Annotated in this window: 13 protein-coding genes; 7 read left to right on the top strand and 6 right to left on the bottom strand. The window is 74.7% G+C overall.

Features of this window, described 5'->3' with window-relative positions; genetic code table 11:
- The first annotated feature begins 25 nt into the window (after nt 1-25).
- The 6 genes from ACIGXM_RS13755 (at nt 26) to cobC (ending at nt 7,837) form a co-directional block, all read left to right on the top strand.
- Entirely contained in the window at nt 26-2,074 is a 2,049-nt protein-coding gene (locus ACIGXM_RS13755) for a putative cobaltochelatase (protein WP_396560709.1), read from the top strand.
- A 4-nt stretch (nt 2,075-2,078) separates the two neighbouring features.
- On the top strand, nt 2,079-2,675 hold the full coding sequence (gene cobO, locus ACIGXM_RS13750; RefSeq protein WP_396560284.1) for a cob(I)yrinic acid a,c-diamide adenosyltransferase: 597 nt from the start codon (nt 2,079-2,081) through the stop codon (nt 2,673-2,675).
- 12 nt (nt 2,676-2,687) lie between these two features.
- A complete protein-coding gene (locus tag ACIGXM_RS13745; protein ID WP_396560282.1) occupies nt 2,688-4,073 on the top strand; it encodes a cobyrinate a,c-diamide synthase in 1,386 nt (461 codons plus the stop codon).
- 134 nt (nt 4,074-4,207) lie between these two features.
- Nucleotides 4,208-4,360, top strand: coding sequence for a hypothetical protein (locus ACIGXM_RS13740; protein ID WP_396560280.1), 153 nt, complete (start codon nt 4,208-4,210; stop codon nt 4,358-4,360).
- Between the two features lie 226 nt (nt 4,361-4,586).
- Nucleotides 4,587-6,296 (top strand): glycoside hydrolase family 27 protein, encoded by a 1,710-nt coding sequence (locus ACIGXM_RS13735; protein WP_396560278.1) that lies wholly within the window; start codon nt 4,587-4,589, stop codon nt 6,294-6,296.
- A gap of 110 nt (nt 6,297-6,406) precedes the next feature.
- Nucleotides 6,407-7,837, top strand: coding sequence for an Rv2231c family pyridoxal phosphate-dependent protein CobC (gene cobC, locus ACIGXM_RS13730; protein ID WP_396560276.1), 1,431 nt, complete (start codon nt 6,407-6,409; stop codon nt 7,835-7,837).
- A gap of 222 nt (nt 7,838-8,059) precedes the next feature.
- On the opposite strand, the gene tuf is transcribed toward cobC, so the two are convergent.
- Nucleotides 8,060-9,241: an elongation factor Tu gene (gene tuf, locus ACIGXM_RS13725; protein ID WP_396560274.1), complete on the bottom strand. Its 1,182-nt coding sequence runs from the start codon at nt 9,239-9,241 to the stop codon at nt 8,060-8,062.
- A 457-nt stretch (nt 9,242-9,698) separates the two neighbouring features.
- Between tuf and ACIGXM_RS13720 the strand changes: the two genes are divergently transcribed.
- Complete coding sequence (locus ACIGXM_RS13720) at nt 9,699-10,220, top strand: hypothetical protein (RefSeq protein ID WP_396560272.1); 522 nt, start codon at nt 9,699-9,701, stop codon at nt 10,218-10,220.
- 59 nt (nt 10,221-10,279) lie between these two features.
- On the opposite strand, the gene ACIGXM_RS13715 is transcribed toward ACIGXM_RS13720, so the two are convergent.
- The 5 genes from ACIGXM_RS13715 to ACIGXM_RS13695 all read right to left on the bottom strand — a co-directional run bounded on the left by ACIGXM_RS13715 (nt 10,280) and on the right by ACIGXM_RS13695 (nt 14,704).
- Nucleotides 10,280-10,846 (bottom strand): Uma2 family endonuclease, encoded by a 567-nt coding sequence (locus ACIGXM_RS13715; RefSeq protein WP_396560270.1) that lies wholly within the window; start codon nt 10,844-10,846, stop codon nt 10,280-10,282.
- A gap of 156 nt (nt 10,847-11,002) precedes the next feature.
- Complete coding sequence (gene glnII / locus ACIGXM_RS13710) at nt 11,003-12,025, bottom strand: glutamine synthetase (RefSeq protein ID WP_396560268.1); 1,023 nt, start codon at nt 12,023-12,025, stop codon at nt 11,003-11,005.
- Between the two features lie 182 nt (nt 12,026-12,207).
- Nucleotides 12,208-13,299: a hypothetical protein gene (locus tag ACIGXM_RS13705; protein ID WP_396560266.1), complete on the bottom strand. Its 1,092-nt coding sequence runs from the start codon at nt 13,297-13,299 to the stop codon at nt 12,208-12,210.
- Nucleotides 13,300-13,529: 230 nt separating this feature from the next.
- Nucleotides 13,530-13,910, bottom strand: a complete 381-nt coding sequence (locus ACIGXM_RS13700; protein WP_396560264.1) for a hypothetical protein — start codon at nt 13,908-13,910, stop codon at nt 13,530-13,532.
- Between the two features lie 116 nt (nt 13,911-14,026).
- Nucleotides 14,027-14,704 (bottom strand): uracil-DNA glycosylase, encoded by a 678-nt coding sequence (locus tag ACIGXM_RS13695; protein ID WP_396560262.1) that lies wholly within the window; start codon nt 14,702-14,704, stop codon nt 14,027-14,029.
- Between the last annotated feature and the right edge of the window lie 18 nt (nt 14,705-14,722).

The following is a 14,722-nucleotide window of genomic DNA, read 5'->3' as shown; positions in this document are numbered from 1 at the left end:
ATACCCGTTCACCGCCATCGTCGGCATGGCCGACCTCCGGCTCGGGCTGCTGCTCAACGCCGTCTCGCCGGCGGTCGGCGGGGTGCTGGTGCGTGGCGAGAAGGGCACCGCGAAGTCGACCATGGTCCGCGCGCTGGCCGGGCTGCTGCCGTCGATCGCGGTGGTGACGGACTGCCGGTTCGCCTGCGACCCCACCGCCCCGGACCCACAGTGCCCGGACGGGCCGCACGAGGCTCCCGGTGTCGACCGGCCGGCCCGGCTGGTCGAGCTGCCGGTCGGCGTCACCGAGGACCGCATCGTCGGCTCGCTCGACCTCGAGCGCGCGCTCGCCGAGGGCGTCAAGGCCTACGAGCCGGGCCTGCTCGCCCAGGCGCACCGCGGGGTGCTCTACATCGACGAGGTGAACCTGCTCCAGGACCACGTGGTGGACCTGCTGCTGGACGCCGCCGCGATGGGCCGCTCCTACGTCGAGCGCGAGGGCGTCTCGGTGCGGCACGCGGCGCGGTTCCTGCTGGTCGGCACGATGAACCCGGAGGAGGGCGAGCTGCGGCCGCAGCTGCTCGACCGGTTCGGGCTGACCGTGGAGATCGCGGCCACCCGGGACCCGGCGGAGCGGGCCGAGGTGGTCCGCCGCCGGCTCGCCTACGACGCCGACCCGGCCGGCTTCGCCGCCCGGTTCGCCGCCGAGGAGCGGGAGCTGGCCGAGCGGATCGGCGCCGCCCGGGCGCTGCTGCCCGCGGTCGGGCTGGGCGACGCGGCGCTGCGCCAGATCACCGCGGTCTGCGCGGCCTTCGAGGTGGACGGGCTGCGTGCGGACATCGTGATGGCCCGGACCGCGGTGGCGCTGGCCGCCTGGGCCGGCCGGACGGCGGTGACCGAGGAGGACGTCCGACAGGCCGCCCGACTGGCGCTGCCGCACCGGCGACGGCGCAACCCGTTCGACGCGCCGGGACTGGACGAGGAGCAGCTGGACCGGACGCTGGCCGAGCACGCCGAGCAGCCGGACGAGCCCGAGCCCGACGGGGACGGCCCGGACGGCGACGGGCCCGACGGCGGCGGGCCCGACGGCGACGGACCGGAGCAGGACGGCCCCGGGGACGGCGGTCCCGACGGCGGGGGCGGCGCGCCCGAGCCCGCCGGTCCCCCGACCCCGGACGCGGCCACCCCGGCCCCCGACAGCCCGCGGGACGTCCCCGCGCCCCCCGCACCGCGCCCCGCCCCCGCCCGCGAGTCCGCTCCCGTGGCGGCCGGCGAGCCCTACCGCACCAAGCTGTTCAAGGTCCCGGGCACCGGCCGCGGCGCCCAGGGCCGCCGCTCCCCCGCCGAGACCGACGGCGGCCACACCATCCGCGCCCGCCGCCCGGCCGGCCCGCTGACCCGGCTGCACCTCGCCGCCACCCTGCGGGCCGCCGCCCCGCACCAGGTCGCCCGCGGCCGCGCCGGACGGGCCCTGCTGCTGCGCCACGACGACTTCCGCGAGCAGGTCCGCCAGGGCCGGGAGGCCAACCTGGTGCTCTTCGTGGTGGACGCCTCCGGCTCGATGGCCGCCCGGCAGCGGATGGCCGCCGTCAAGGGCGCCGTGCTGTCGCTGCTGATGGACGCCTACCAGCGCCGCGACAAGATCGGCATGATCACCTTCCGCGGCCGGTCGGCCGAGCTGGCGCTGCCGCCGACCTCCTCGGTGGAGGTGGGCGCGGCCCGGCTGGAGCGGCTGCCCACCGGCGGACGGACCCCGCTGGCGGCCGGACTGCTGCGGGCCCACGAGGTGCTGCGGGTGGAGCGGTTGCGCGATCCGCTGCGCCGTCCGCTGCTGGTCGTGGTCACCGACGGCCGGGCCACCGGGGGTTCCGCCGCGCTGGCCGAAGCCGGACGGGCCGCCGGGCTGCTGGCCGCCCAGGGCACCGCGGCCGTGGTGTTGGACTGCGAGTCGGGACCGGTCCGGCTCGGCCTGGCCCGCACCCTGGCGGGCCGGCTGAACGCCTCCGCGGTCACCCTGGACGAGCTGCGCGCCGACGGCGTGACCGCCCTGGTGCACGCGCACCGCTCCGCCACCACCCACCGAAAGGCAGCGTGACCCGATGCCGCAGGGCAAGCCGGACGTCATCCCCGACGACGGTCTGACGACCCGTCAGCGCCGTACCCAACCGATCACCGCCGTGCACACCGGCCCCGGCAAGGGCAAGTCCACCGCCGCCTTCGGGCTGGCGCTGCGGGCCTGGAACCAGGGCTGGCCGATCGGGGTGTTCCAGTTCGTCAAGTCGGCCAAGTGGAAGGTGGGTGAGGAGAACGCGCTGCGGGTGCTGGGCGCCTCGGGCCAGGGCGGCACGGTCACCTGGCACAAGATGGGCGAGGGCTGGTCCTGGGTGCAGCGCGACATCGAGTCCAGTGAGGAGGCCGCGCGCGAGGGCTGGGCGCAGGTCAGGCGCGATCTCGCCGCCGAGACCTACCGGCTGTACGTGCTGGACGAGTTCACCTATCCGCTGCACTGGGGGTGGATCGACCTGGACGAGGTGCTGGAGGTGCTGCGCGAGCGCCCGGGCAACCAGCACGTGGTGGTCACCGGCCGCAACGCGCCCGAGCGGCTGCTCGAACTCGCCGATCTGGTCACCGAGATGACCAAGGTGAAGCACCCGATGGACGCCGGCCGCAAGGGCCAGCGCGGGATCGAGTGGTAGCCCGGTAGTCCGATGCGCATCCCCCGTCTCGTCATCGCCGCGCCCTCCTCGGGCGCGGGCAAGACCACCGTGGCCACCGGGCTGATGGCGGCGCTGTCCGCCCGCGGCCTGACCGTCTCGCCGCACAAGGTCGGCCCGGACTACATCGACCCGGGCTACCACGGCCTGGCCACCGGGCGCCCCGGGCGCAACCTGGACGCCTTCCTGTGCGGGCCGGAACGGATCGGCCCGCTCTTCGCGCACGGCGCGGCGGGGGCGGACGTGGCGGTGGTCGAGGGCGTCATGGGGATGTTCGACGGCGCCTCCGGGAAGGGGGAGTTGGCGTCCACCGCGCACGTCGCGAAGCTGCTGCGGGCACCGGTGGTGCTGGTGGTGGACGGCTCCTCGCAGTCCCGCTCGGTGGCCGCCCTGGTGCACGGGTTCGCCTCCTGGGATCCCGAGGTGCGCCTCGCCGGGGTGATCCTCAACCGGGTGGCCTCCGACCGGCACGAGCAACTGCTGCGCGAGGCACTGGAGGAGGGCTCGGGCGTGCCGGTGCTGGGTGCGGTGCGGCGCACGGCGGCGGTCGCCACGCCCGCGCGGCACCTGGGGCTGGTGCCAGTGGTCGAGCGCTCGGCGGAGGCCCTGCGGGCCGTTCGCGACATGGGCGAACTCATCGCCGCCTCGGTCGACCTGGACGCCGTGCTGGCGCTGGCCCGGTCGGCGCCGGACCTCGCCGAGGGGGCCTGGGAGCCGGCGTCCGAGGTCACCCCGGTGGCCGGCCCCCGACCGCGGATCGCGCTGGCCGCGGGGGCGGCGTTCTCCTTCTCGTACGCGGAGAACGCCGAACTGCTGGCGGCGGCCGGGGCGGAGGTGGTTCCCTTCGACCCACTGCGGGACACCGCACTGCCCGGCTCGACGGCGGCCCTGGTCATCGGCGGGGGATTTCCCGAGGTCTACGCCGCCGAACTCAGCGCCAACGCCGAACTGCGCTCGGCAGTGGCCTCGTTGGCTGCCTCGGGTGCGCCGATCGCCGCCGAGTGCGCCGGACTGCTCTACCTGGCACGGGAGTTGGACGGCCGCCCGATGTGCGGCGTACTGCCGGCCGAGGCCCGGATGACCGAGCGGCTCACCCTCGGCTACCGCGAGGCGGTCGCCCTGCACGACAGCCCGCTGGCGGCGGCCGGCACCCGGGTGCGCGGCCACGAGTTCCACCGCACCACCTGCACCCCGACCGCCGGCCCGCTCCCCGCCTGGGGCTGGCGCACCCCCGCCGGCGCCCCGCACACCGAGGGCTTCACCACCCCGGCCGTGCACGCCTCCTACCTGCACCTGCACTGGGCGGGCGCCCCGCAACTGGCCGAACGCCTGGTCGCCCGGGCCGCCGCGGGCCCGGGCGGGGGCCGGGAGACGGCCTGAGCGGACCACCCGGACCCGGCCACCCCGTCGCCGCTCCACCTCGACGGCCGGCTGGCGTACCGCCGTTGACGTGCGGGATCGGCCCGGTCAGGTGGCCGGCGGCCGGGGAGGCGAGACAGTGCGCCGTCCCCGTGATGTCCGCCGGCGTACCGGCACGCTCGTCGAGCGCGTCGGCGATGTTGGCGGCGGTCGACGACCTGCTGCGGCACGAGCAGCGGTTGCCGGACGCCACCCTGGGCCCGGCCGAGCAGGCCGCGAACTGGCCAGCCTGCTGGGGCTGCCGCTGACCGGCCTGCCGAGCGGCCCACCCAGCGCGGCCCACCCGGCGAGCAGGACGCCTGACAGGGCGCCAGCAGGCTTTTCCCGGCGGGACGCCGCCCTCCGGGAAGCCGTTGGTGCGCGACCCCTTGTCAGTGCAATGTGACACGGCTAACTTGTGGCGCATCTTGTTTGATTCTGGGCGGACCTGATGGTTTTTCTGGCCCGCCCGGCCCCCCACCCTCAGGAGTAAACATGCTCCCGCTACGCCGTTCGGGCTCCCGGGCCACCCGCGCCCTGCTCGCCCTGGCGCTCGCCCTCCCCGGGCTCGGCGCCGTCACCGTCCTGGACGCCCCCGCCGCGCACGCCCTGGACAACGGCCTCGCCCTCACCCCACCGATGGGCTGGGACGACTGGAACAGCTTCGGCTGCAACGGCACCGAGGCCCTGGTCAAGGAGACCGCCGACTTCATGGCCTCCTCCGGCCTGCGCGACGCCGGCTACCGGTACGTCACGGTCGACGACTGCTGGATGTCCCGCAGTCGCGACGCCAACGGCAACCTCGTCCCCGACCCGCAGAAGTTCCCCGACGGCATGGCCGCCACCGCCGCGTACGTGCACAGCAAGGGCCTCGAGTTCGGCCTCTACGAGAGCCCCACCCTGCACACCTGCCAGGGGTTCCCGGGCAGCCTGGACCACGAGCAGCAGGACGCCCGGACCTTCGCCTCCTGGGGCGTGGACTTCCTCAAGTACGACAACTGCCTGGCCAGCGACCCGTCCCAGCGGGTCGGTGACGAGAAGCTGCCGCTGGAGACCCGGGACGGCTGGATGCGCGACGCGCTCGCCGCCACCGGGCGCCCGGTCGTGCTCAGCCTCTCGCTGCAACCGCAGGCGCAGGGCGAGACCCCGTGGGTGTGGGGCAGGAGCGTCGCCAACATGTGGCGGATCGACGGCGACCGGGACAACTCCTTCGCCGGCCTGCTCCGGCTGGTCCACGACGACCTGGACAAGGCCCAGTACGCCGGCCCCGGTGGCTGGAACGACATCGACATGCTCGCCACCGGCAACGAGTCGAACCCGAACCCCGGCGAGTCGCTGACGTACGACCAGTCGAAGTCCGAGCTGTCGCTGGCCTCGGTGCTGGCCGCGCCGCTGATCTCCGGTGCCGACCTGCGCTCCGCCGCCACCGCCGCCGACCCCGGCGACCCGATCTCCTCGCAGTTCCTCGGCCTCTACCTGGACAAGGACGTGATCGCGGTCGACCAGGACGCGCTGGGCGTCCAGGGCACCGAGGTGTCCGACAACGGCGGGCTGGACGTGCTGCGCCGGCCACTGGCCAACGGCGACGTCGCGGTGGTGCTCTTCAACGAGAACAGCGCGCCGGCCACCGTCTCCACCACCGCCTCCGCCGTCGGCCTGCCCGCCGACGCGGCCGGCTACCAGCTCAGCGACCTCTGGGCGCACACCGTCTCCACCAGCTCCGACGGCACGATCAGCGCCCAGGTGCCGGCCGGCGGCTCGGTGATGTACCGGGTCTCGGCGGCGCCGCTGACCGTCGCCCCGTCGCACGCGCTGGTCTCGCAGTCCTCCGGGCGCTGCCTGGACGCCTACGACAACCAGACCGCGCCCGGCACCAAGCTGGAGATCTGGGACTGCGACGGCGGTGCCAACCAGGCCTGGTCCGCCACCTCGGCCGGCGACCTGCGCGCCTACCAGGGCACCGAGTGCCTCGGCGCGGCGGGCGGCAGCTTCGCCTGGGGGACGAAGGCGGAGCTGGAACCGTGCGACGGCAGCGCCGGCCAGAAGTGGACGCTCAACCCCGACGGGACGGTCACCACGCCGAGCCAGTACGGGGTCTGTCTGGACGTCACCGGCGGCAACCTGCCGTCGGGGAACGTGAACGGCACGCAGGTGGAGGTCTACGGCTGCAACGGCGGTGCCAACCAGCGCTGGTCGCAGGAGTAGTCGCACGAGCGTCGGCCGGCTCCGAGGACGGGCCCGCGGCCCGGCCTCGGAGCCGATTGACTCCCCCGGACGGGCATGGTGGGATTCCCGGGCGCGGAGGGAGAAACCACATGGTCAGCGCCGGGAGCGACGTGCGGGTCGTGGTGGGGGTGGGAGCGAGCGGCGGTGTCGGCGCCGACGAACTCCTCGCGCTGATCAGCGCCGCGCTGGAGGAGGCTCGCCTGCCGCTCTCCGCCATCGCCCAGCTGGCCACCGTCGAGGCCCGGCTCGACGAGCCCGGCCTGGTGGCCGCGGCGCGCAGCCTGGCGGTACCGCTGGTCGGGCACCCGGCGGCGGCGCTGGCCGAGGTCGCGGTGCCGCACCCGTCGACGGCGGTGCTGGCGGCCACCGGGACGGCGAGCGTCGCGGAGGCGGCGGCGCTGCTCGGCGGGCGGCGGCTGGTGCTGCCCAAGCGGAAGTCGGCCCGGGCCACGGTCGCACTGGGCGCCGCCGTGGAGCCCGATCTGCGGCACCACGGAGACGCCGAGGTCCGCACCCCCGGCCTGGTCGACCTCGCGGTGAACGTCCGCACCGGCACCCCGCCCGGCTGGTTGCGCGAACGGCTCGCCGCCTCGCTCGCCGACCTCGCCGCCTACCCCGAGCAGGGCGCCGCCCGGGCCGCGGTGGCCGCCCGGCACGGCCGTCCGGTGACCGAGGTGCTGCTCACCTCCGGTGCGGCCGAGGCCTTCGTGCTGCTCGCCCGCACCCTGCGCCCGCGCCACGCGGTGGTCGTGCACCCGCAGTTCACCGAGCCCGAGGCGGCACTGCGGGACGCCGGGGTCGAAGTACGGCGGGTGCTGCTCTCCCCCGCCGACGGCTTCCGGCTGCGCCCGGGCGCGGTCCCCGAGGAGGCCGACCTGGTGGTGATCGGCAACCCCACCAACCCGACCTCCGTCCTGCACCCGGTCGGCTCGCTGGCCGCGCTGGCCCGGCCCGGCCGCACCCTGGTGGTCGACGAGGCCTTCATGGACACCGTGCCGGGCGAACCGGAGTCGCTCGCCGGGATGCGTGAACTCCCGGGCCACGTCGTGGTGTTGCGCAGCCTGACGAAGACCTGGGGGCTGGCCGGACTGCGCATCGGCTACGTCCTCGGGCCGGCCGACCTGATCGCCGGCCTCGCCCGTGCCCAGCCGCTCTGGCCGGTCTCCACCCCCGCCCTGACCGCCGCCGAACTCTGCAGCACCCCCGCCGCGCTGGCCGAGGCCGAGCGGGCCGCACGCACCACCGCCGCCCACCGCGCCCACCTGCTGGGCGGGTTGGCCGCCCTGCCGGCGGTCCGGGTGCACGGCGAGCCCGCCGCGTCGTTCGTGCTGATCGAACTCCCGGGTGCCACCGAAGTCCGCGCCCGCCTGCGCGACGGCGGCTTCGCCGTCCGCCGGGGCGACACCTTCCCCGGCCTGGGCCCAGACTGGCTGCGGATCGCCGTCCGTGACCCGGAGACGACCGACCGCTTCCTCGCGGCGCTGGCGACGGTCCTGCCCGCCGTCCGGAACCGGACCTGAGCCGGGGTGGGGCCCCCCCCCCGGGGGGGGGGGGGCCCCCCCCCGGCGCCGGGGGGGGGGGGGCCGGCCCGCCCCCCCCCCCCCCGCCGGGCCCCCCCCGCGCCCGCGCACCCCCCGCCCGGGGGCACCCGGGCGGGGCCCCGCGCCCCCCCCCCCCCCCCCCCCCCCCCCCGCGGGGGGGGGGCCCCCCCCCCCGGGGGGGGGCGCCCCCCACCGCCGTGCTCAGGCGAGGACGGTCCGGACCGTTCCCGCGGCCACCGTTCGGCCACCCTCGCGGACGGCGAAGCCGAGGCCGGGCTCCAGCGGGACGGGCTGGCCGAGGGTGACGGTCAGCTCGACCGTCTCGCCCGGCAGCGCCAGCCCGGCGCCCCCGGGCAGCTCGACGTCGCCGACCACGTCGCCCGTCCGCAGGTAGAACTGCGGGCGGTAGCCGCTGGTGATCGGCGTGCGGCGGCCGCCCTCCGCCGTCGACAGCAGGTGCACCCGCGCGGTGAAGCGGGTGTGCACCGAGGTGCCACCGACCGCCGCGACGACCTGTCCGCGGCGGACCTGCCCGCGCTGCACACCGCGCAGCAGCAGCGCGACGTTGTCGCCGGCCTCCGCGGACTCCATCGTCCGGCCGAAGGTCTCGACCCCCGTGACGACGGAGACCAGGTCCGCGCCGTAGCCGAGGACCGCCACCCGGTCGCCCACCCGCACCCGCCCGCGCTCGACCGCGCCGGTCACCACCGTGCCGCGCCCGGTGATGGTGAGCACGTTCTCGATCGGCAGCAGGAACGGCGCGTCGGTGTAGCGCACCGGCGTCGGGACGTACGCGTCCACCGCGTCCAGCAGCTCCAGCAGGGCCGCCGACCACCGCGGGTCGCCCTCCAGCGCCCGCAGCCCGGACACCCGGACCACGGGCAGGTCCGCGCCGTCGTAGCCGTGGGTGGTCAGCAGCTCGCGGATCTCCAGCTCGACCAGCTCCAGCAGCTCGGGGTCGCCGGTGTCGGCCTTGTTGAGCGCGACCACGACGTGCTCGACGCCGACCTGACGCGCCAGCAGCACGTGCTCGGCGGTCTGCGGCATCACCCCGTCCTGCGCGGAGACGACCAGGATCGCGCCGTCCAGCTGGGCGGCACCGGTGATCATGTTCTTCACGAAGTCGGCGTGGCCGGGCATGTCCACGTGGGCGTAGTGGCGGGTCGCCGTCTCGTACTCGACGTGGGCGATGTTGATGGTGATGCCGCGGGCGGCCTCCTCGGGAGCGCGGTCGATCCGGTCGAACGGGACGAACGCGCCGCCGCCGCGCTCGGCGAGCACCTTGGTGATGGCGGCGGTGAGGGTGGTCTTGCCGTGGTCGACGTGACCCATGGTGCCGATGTTGAGGTGCGGCTTGGTCCGCACGAAGGCCTGCTTGGCCATGACGGGATCTTCTCCTGGAGTCGTCAGCCTGGTGACGGGACCTCTGTGACGGGCCGACCTTCCCCGTCCGAGGTCCCGGGACGTCCCGGGGAAGGTCAGCTTCGCGCGCCGTCGAATGCGGCCGCGTCGAAAGCGGCTGCGACTGCCAGGGCAGCAGCCATCGCGCCCGCGACTGCGGGGAGTTCGGCGATGGCGTACTGGAACATGTGGCCCATCCTGCCCATCCGGGAGGCGGGGCGCCACCGGTTTTCCGGGCGGCCCGGCTGTGGGACCGCGCGCCCAGCGGCCAGCCCGGCCGGCCGCCCTCGGCGAACGCTCCGCATACCACCGGCACCAGCACCGCAAGGTCGGTAGGCGCACCACCGGGTCACCCTCCAGCGGGGAAAATCCGGTGGCACCTGATTCCCCGTCTGCTAGCTTCTGGGCAAAGTATCCACTGGAATCCATGGAGAAAATCGTGCACAGAGCAGCAAAGTTCACCGGCGCGGCACTGGTTTCCGCGGTACTGATATCCGGCTGCTCCGGTCACGGCGGCAGTGGCGACGCCAGGCCCAACGGCCAGGCGGGTACCGACGGGCCCACCGCCACCTCCTCGCAGCCGTCCCCGGCCGGAGCCCCGGCCGCCGGCGCCGCGAACGGCGACTCCCTCGACGGCGTCTACACCGCCCGGACCACCGACGGCCCCGTCGGCCTGTTCGTCCACCGGGGCAAGGCCGCCGTCTACAGCGACAACGGCAAGCGCGCCTGCACCGGCACCATCAGCCAGGACGAGGCGCCGGCCACCCTCGCCCTCAACTGCGCCGACGGCAACACCGACCGGGCCGCCGGAAAGATCGCTCCCCCGAGTGGCGGGAGCCTGGTCGTCTCCTGGGACAGCGGCAAGCAGGACACCTTCACCAGGACCGGCGACGCCTCCGCGCTGCCCGACCCGGCCGCACTCGGCGGCGGTCTCCCCACACCGGCCCATCTCGGCGGCTGACCGCATGTCCGACACACGGGCCCCTGCGGGGCGCCGCCGGGCGGGGGCCGGCGGCGGGCTCAGAAGCCGGCGGTGTCCAGGCCGAGGTGCCACGGCTCGGGCAGCCGCAGGGTCGCACCGAACGGCTGCGGGCCGCCGTGGTCGTCGGTGTAACCGAGCGGGCCCGGTCCGGAGAACAGGGTGGTGGTGCGCTCCTGGCGGTCCACCAGGAGGTAGAGCGGCGCGCCGTACTGCCCGTACCGGCGCCGCTTGACCGTGCGGTCGGTGTCACCGTTCGACGGTGAGGTGACCTCCACGACCAGCAGGGTCTGGTCCGGCAGCAGTGGACCCTCGGTCTTCGCCGCGAGCTCCGCGGGGACGACCGCGAGGTCGGGGAGGTAGTAGTTCTCGCTGCCGGGCAGATCGAGGTTGCCCGACCCGGAGCGGCAGCCGAGCTCACGCATCCGGGGGCCGATCCGCTCGCGGATCAGATCGATGGCGTTCTCATCGGCCCAGGTGCGCGAGACGCGCGTGATCACCCCTTCGATGATCTCGACGCGATCACCCGCGATGCGTTCGATGGCGTACTTGAGAGCCAGCTCGGGATCCTCGACGTGCCGATAGCGGCTGGGGTTCGGTGACGTCACTCGTGGCCTCCGTGGAGGGATCGATGGCAGGCCGGACGCTCGTGGGCGAACGCTACCCCGGACCGGGCCCGGGCGAGCGGCGGAGGGGCGCGCGACGCGGCGCTGCCCGCCGCCCCCTGGCGGGGGTGGCGGGCAGCGCTGGGGTCGGTCGGGAGGTCAGACCTGGCCGGCCTTCTCCAGGGCGGAGCAGCAGGTGTTGACCAGCAGGCGGGTCACCACGTAGGGGTCGACGTTGGCGTTCGGGCGACGGTCCTCGATGTAGCCCTTCTTCTCCACCTCGACCTGCCACGGGATGCGGACCGAGGCACCGCGGTCGGAGACGCCGTAGGAGTAGACGTTCCACGGGGCGGTCTCGTGCAGGCCGGTGAGGCGGGACTCGATGCCGAAGCCGTACTGCTTGACGTGCTCCAGGACCTTCTCCTGGCTCTCACCGAGCGCCTCGCAGGCGGTGATGATCGCGTCGTAGCCCTCGCGCATCGCCTTGGTGGAGAAGTTGGTGTGCGCGCCGGCGCCGTTCCAGTCGCCGCGGACCGGCTTGGCGTCCAGGGTCGCGTCGATGCCGAACTCCTCGGCGGTGCGGTAGAGCAGGTAGCGGGCGACCCAGAGGTGGTCGGCGACGGTCAGCGCGTCCACCGGGCCGATCTGGAACTCCCACTGGCCGGGCATGACCTCGGCGTTGATGCCGCAGATCGCCAGGCCGGCGGCGAGGCAGCGGTCGAGGTGCAGCTCGACGATCTCGCGGCCGAAGACCTCCTCGGCGCCGACGCCGCAGTAGTAGCCGCCCTGCGGGGCCGGGAAGCCGCCCTCGGGGAAGCCGAGCGGGCGGGAGCCCTTGAAGAAGGTGTACTCCTGCTCGATGCCGAAGATCGACTCCTGGGCGGCGTACTTCTCGGCGATCGGGCGCAGCAGGGCGCGGGTGTTGGAGACGTGCGGGGTGCCGTCGGTCTCGTTGACCTCGCAGAGCACCAGGACGTTGTCGCCGCCGCGGATCGGGTCCGGGAACGAGGCGACCGGCACGAGCACCCGGTCCGAGGCGTGGCCCTCGGCCTGGCCGGTGGAGGAACCGTCGAAGCCCCAGGTCGGCAGCGTGTCAGCGGTGGCCAGGATCCGAGTCTTGGAGCGGAGCTTGGCGGTCGGCTGGGTGCCGTCGATCCAGATGTACTCGGCCTTGATAGCCACTGCGGTTACCTCGCAACACTTTGGGTGGTGGGTGCCCGCGTAGCGTCGCAAGCCGCCGTTTCCCCGTTGTTCCTCTTATGTAACCAGCGTGTGAACCGACTGTCCGAAGTGGCACCTTCACGCTCCGAGAGTGCCGGGGTAGCGCCGGGGCCCGGCGGACGGTGCCGACGGGCCCCGCGTGGTCAGTGCCGGTGGGCCGCCGCGCGGCGTCGGCGGGTGAACCAGAGGGCGCCACCGCCCGCCGCGAGCAGGGCCGCTCCACCGGCGGCCAGCGGAACAATGCCGCTGGCGCCGGTGAAGGCGAGCGACGAGGTGTTGGCCGGGTGGGCCGAGGCGGAGGGGTCGGCGGGGCCGGTGGAGGAGGCTCCGGCGGCGGGAGCCGAGGTGTCCGCGACGGGCTGGCCGCTCGCCCCGGCGCCACCGGTCGTGCCGGTGCCGGTCGAACCCGCACCCGAGCCCGCACCCGTGCCGCCGCCACCCGAACCGCTGCCCGAACCGCCGCCCGAACCACCACTGCCCGAACCGCCGCCCGAGGTGGGCAGGGACGAGTCCGTCGCGCCCGGCTTGGCGCAGCTCACCCCGGCGACCGTGATGGTGCCGGCCACCTTGGCGACGTTCAGGTTGAGCGGGTTGATCGCGACGCTGACCTGCAGGGCCGAGGCCGCGGCGGTGGTCGAGGTGGTGGTGCGCTTGGAGAACTCGACGTCGACCGTGCCGACGCCCGGGACGGCGACGTGCGTCGGCCCGTACACGCTGAGCGTGATCGGGCGGCCCAGCACGGTCGCCTTGATCGGCGAGGTGACCGTCGCGGTGGGCGCGCCGTTCACCGGGCAGTCGGCCTCGGCGCTGAGCGCGTCCAGGCCGAGCAGCGTGGTGAGCGGCAGGCCGGGCGCGTGCAGCTCGGCGTTGACCAGCTGGACGGAGGCCTCGGCGCCCTGGGAGTCGACGTGGGTGAGGGACTTGCCGACGTCCGCGTGCAGCAGGTTGACCGGGCCGGGCTGGGCCACTCCGGCCACGTTCGCGGTGAGCATCGAGCCGTCCTGCTCCGCCGGCGACTGCACCTTGTTCAGTGCGACGTCCACCGGGACGTCCACCGCGTTGTTCAACAGGCTCACGTCCAGGGTGAGTTCGGCCGTGACGGCACTGGCGGAGCCGGTCGTGCCGGGGCCGCTGTCGGCGTGCGCCACGGTCGGCAGCGGCAGCCCGAGCGCCACCGCGGTGGCCGCCGCGGCGACGGCCACCGCGGTGCGCGCGGAGGGCCGGAACGTGAGCATGGATGGAACGGATGACATGACGGGAAAACCCCCACAGAGAAACTGATGGCAGAGCGCACCGCGAAGCACCCCGCACCGGGCGGGGGCGTGACCCTCTGTCGCGCGCGGCGCAGGGCCGGGGAAGTGGCCTGCGCTCTCAACTGCCTTTATTCTCTTCGTACTTCTCCAGTCCCATGGGCAACTCCGGCCTCCTGTTCACTCATTGGAGTGACAAGAGGCCGGAATCACTCTCAGTCGCTGCTCGGGTGGGTGACCGCGCTGGTGTTCACGAAGAGACCGGCGAAGGCGGCGACCGAGGAGGTCAACGCGGGCACGGCGTCGACGTGTCGCGGGTAGCAGAGGATCGCCACCCCGGCCGAGGCGGCGGCGAGCAGCGCGGCCACCCCGCAGGCGGTCCAGGCCCACGGGGAGAGCCGCGGACCGGGGTTGACCACCGCGCCGAGCATGGCGGCCACCAGTGCGGAGACGACCTGGGTGAGGTTGGGCAGGCCGCCGTCACCGTCCCAGGCCAGCACGCCGAGGAAGACCATCAGCAGTGCGAAGCCGACCGCGGCCAGGACGGGGGCGGGGGTCGGGTGGACGGCCGGCGCGGCGGCACCGACGGGGGCCACCGGAGCCGCGGAAGGCGCCGAAGACGCCGAAGGTACGGGTGCTGCGGGTGCTGCGGGTGCCGTGCGGGCGCCGGGTATCGGTGCCTGTTCGTCCGCCATCGTGGGCGTCTCCTCGGTCAGGGCAGTCGCCAGTCCACCGGCTGGCCGCCCTGACGCGCCAGCAGGTCGTTCGCCCGGCTGAACGGCCGGGAGCCGAAGAACCCGCGGTCCGCGGACATCGGGCTCGGGTGCGCCGACTCGATCGCCGGCACCTGGCCGAGCAGCGGGCGCAGGTTGCGCGCGTCACGCCCCCAGAGGATCGCCACCAGCGGCCCACCACGCGCCACCAGCGCCCGGATCGCCTGCTCGGTGACCTCCTCCCAGCCCTTGCCGCGGTGCGCGGCGGGCTTGCCGGGGGCGGTGGTCAGCGCGCGGTTGAGCAGCAGCACGCCCTGCCCGGTCCACGGCGTCAGATCGCCGTTGCCGGGCGGCGGGTAGCCGAGGTCCTGGCCGTACTCGCGGTAGATGTTGATCAGACTGCCGGGGATCGGCCGCACCTCGGGTGCGACCGAGAAGCTCAGGCCGACCGCGTGCCCGGGTGTCGGGTACGGGTCCTGACCGACGATCAGCACCCTGACCTCGTCGAACGGTTGCTGGAAGGCCCGCAGCACGTTGGGACCGGACGGCAGGTAGGTCCGGCCGGCGGCCAGTTCGGCCCGCAGGAAGTCGCCCATGGCGGCGATCCGCCCGGCGACCGGTTCCAGGGCCTTGGCCCAGCCGGGTTCGACGATCTCATGCAGGGGACGCGGTGCCATGCCGCCCAGCCTAGCGGC

Origin of the sequence: Kitasatospora sp. NPDC052896 (assembly GCF_044547075.1) — a bacterium.
Taxonomy (GTDB): domain Bacteria; phylum Actinomycetota; class Actinomycetes; order Streptomycetales; family Streptomycetaceae; genus Kitasatospora.
This window is presented reverse-complemented; position numbering and strand designations above follow the sequence as displayed.

What these genes read in the sequence shown, in the direction of transcription:
- cobO (WP_396560284.1), top strand. Translation starts at nt 2,079, where the DNA reads ATGCCGCAGGGCAAGCCGGACGTCATCCCCGACGACGGTCTGACGACC.
- cobC (WP_396560276.1), top strand. Translation starts at nt 6,407, where the DNA reads ATGGTCAGCGCCGGGAGCGACGTGCGGGTCGTGGTGGGGGTGGGAGCG.
- ACIGXM_RS13695 (WP_396560262.1), bottom strand. Translation starts at nt 14,704, where the DNA reads ATGGCACCGCGTCCCCTGCATGAGATCGTCGAACCCGGCTGGGCCAAG.
- ACIGXM_RS13735 (WP_396560278.1), top strand. Translation starts at nt 4,587, where the DNA reads ATGCTCCCGCTACGCCGTTCGGGCTCCCGGGCCACCCGCGCCCTGCTC.
- ACIGXM_RS13755 (WP_396560709.1), top strand. Translation starts at nt 26, where the DNA reads ATGGCCGACCTCCGGCTCGGGCTGCTGCTCAACGCCGTCTCGCCGGCG.
- ACIGXM_RS13740 (WP_396560280.1), top strand. Translation starts at nt 4,208, where the DNA reads ATGTCCGCCGGCGTACCGGCACGCTCGTCGAGCGCGTCGGCGATGTTG.
- tuf (WP_396560274.1), bottom strand. Translation starts at nt 9,241, where the DNA reads ATGGCCAAGCAGGCCTTCGTGCGGACCAAGCCGCACCTCAACATCGGC.
- ACIGXM_RS13745 (WP_396560282.1), top strand. Translation starts at nt 2,688, where the DNA reads ATGCGCATCCCCCGTCTCGTCATCGCCGCGCCCTCCTCGGGCGCGGGC.
- ACIGXM_RS13705 (WP_396560266.1), bottom strand. Translation starts at nt 13,299, where the DNA reads ATGCTCACGTTCCGGCCCTCCGCGCGCACCGCGGTGGCCGTCGCCGCG.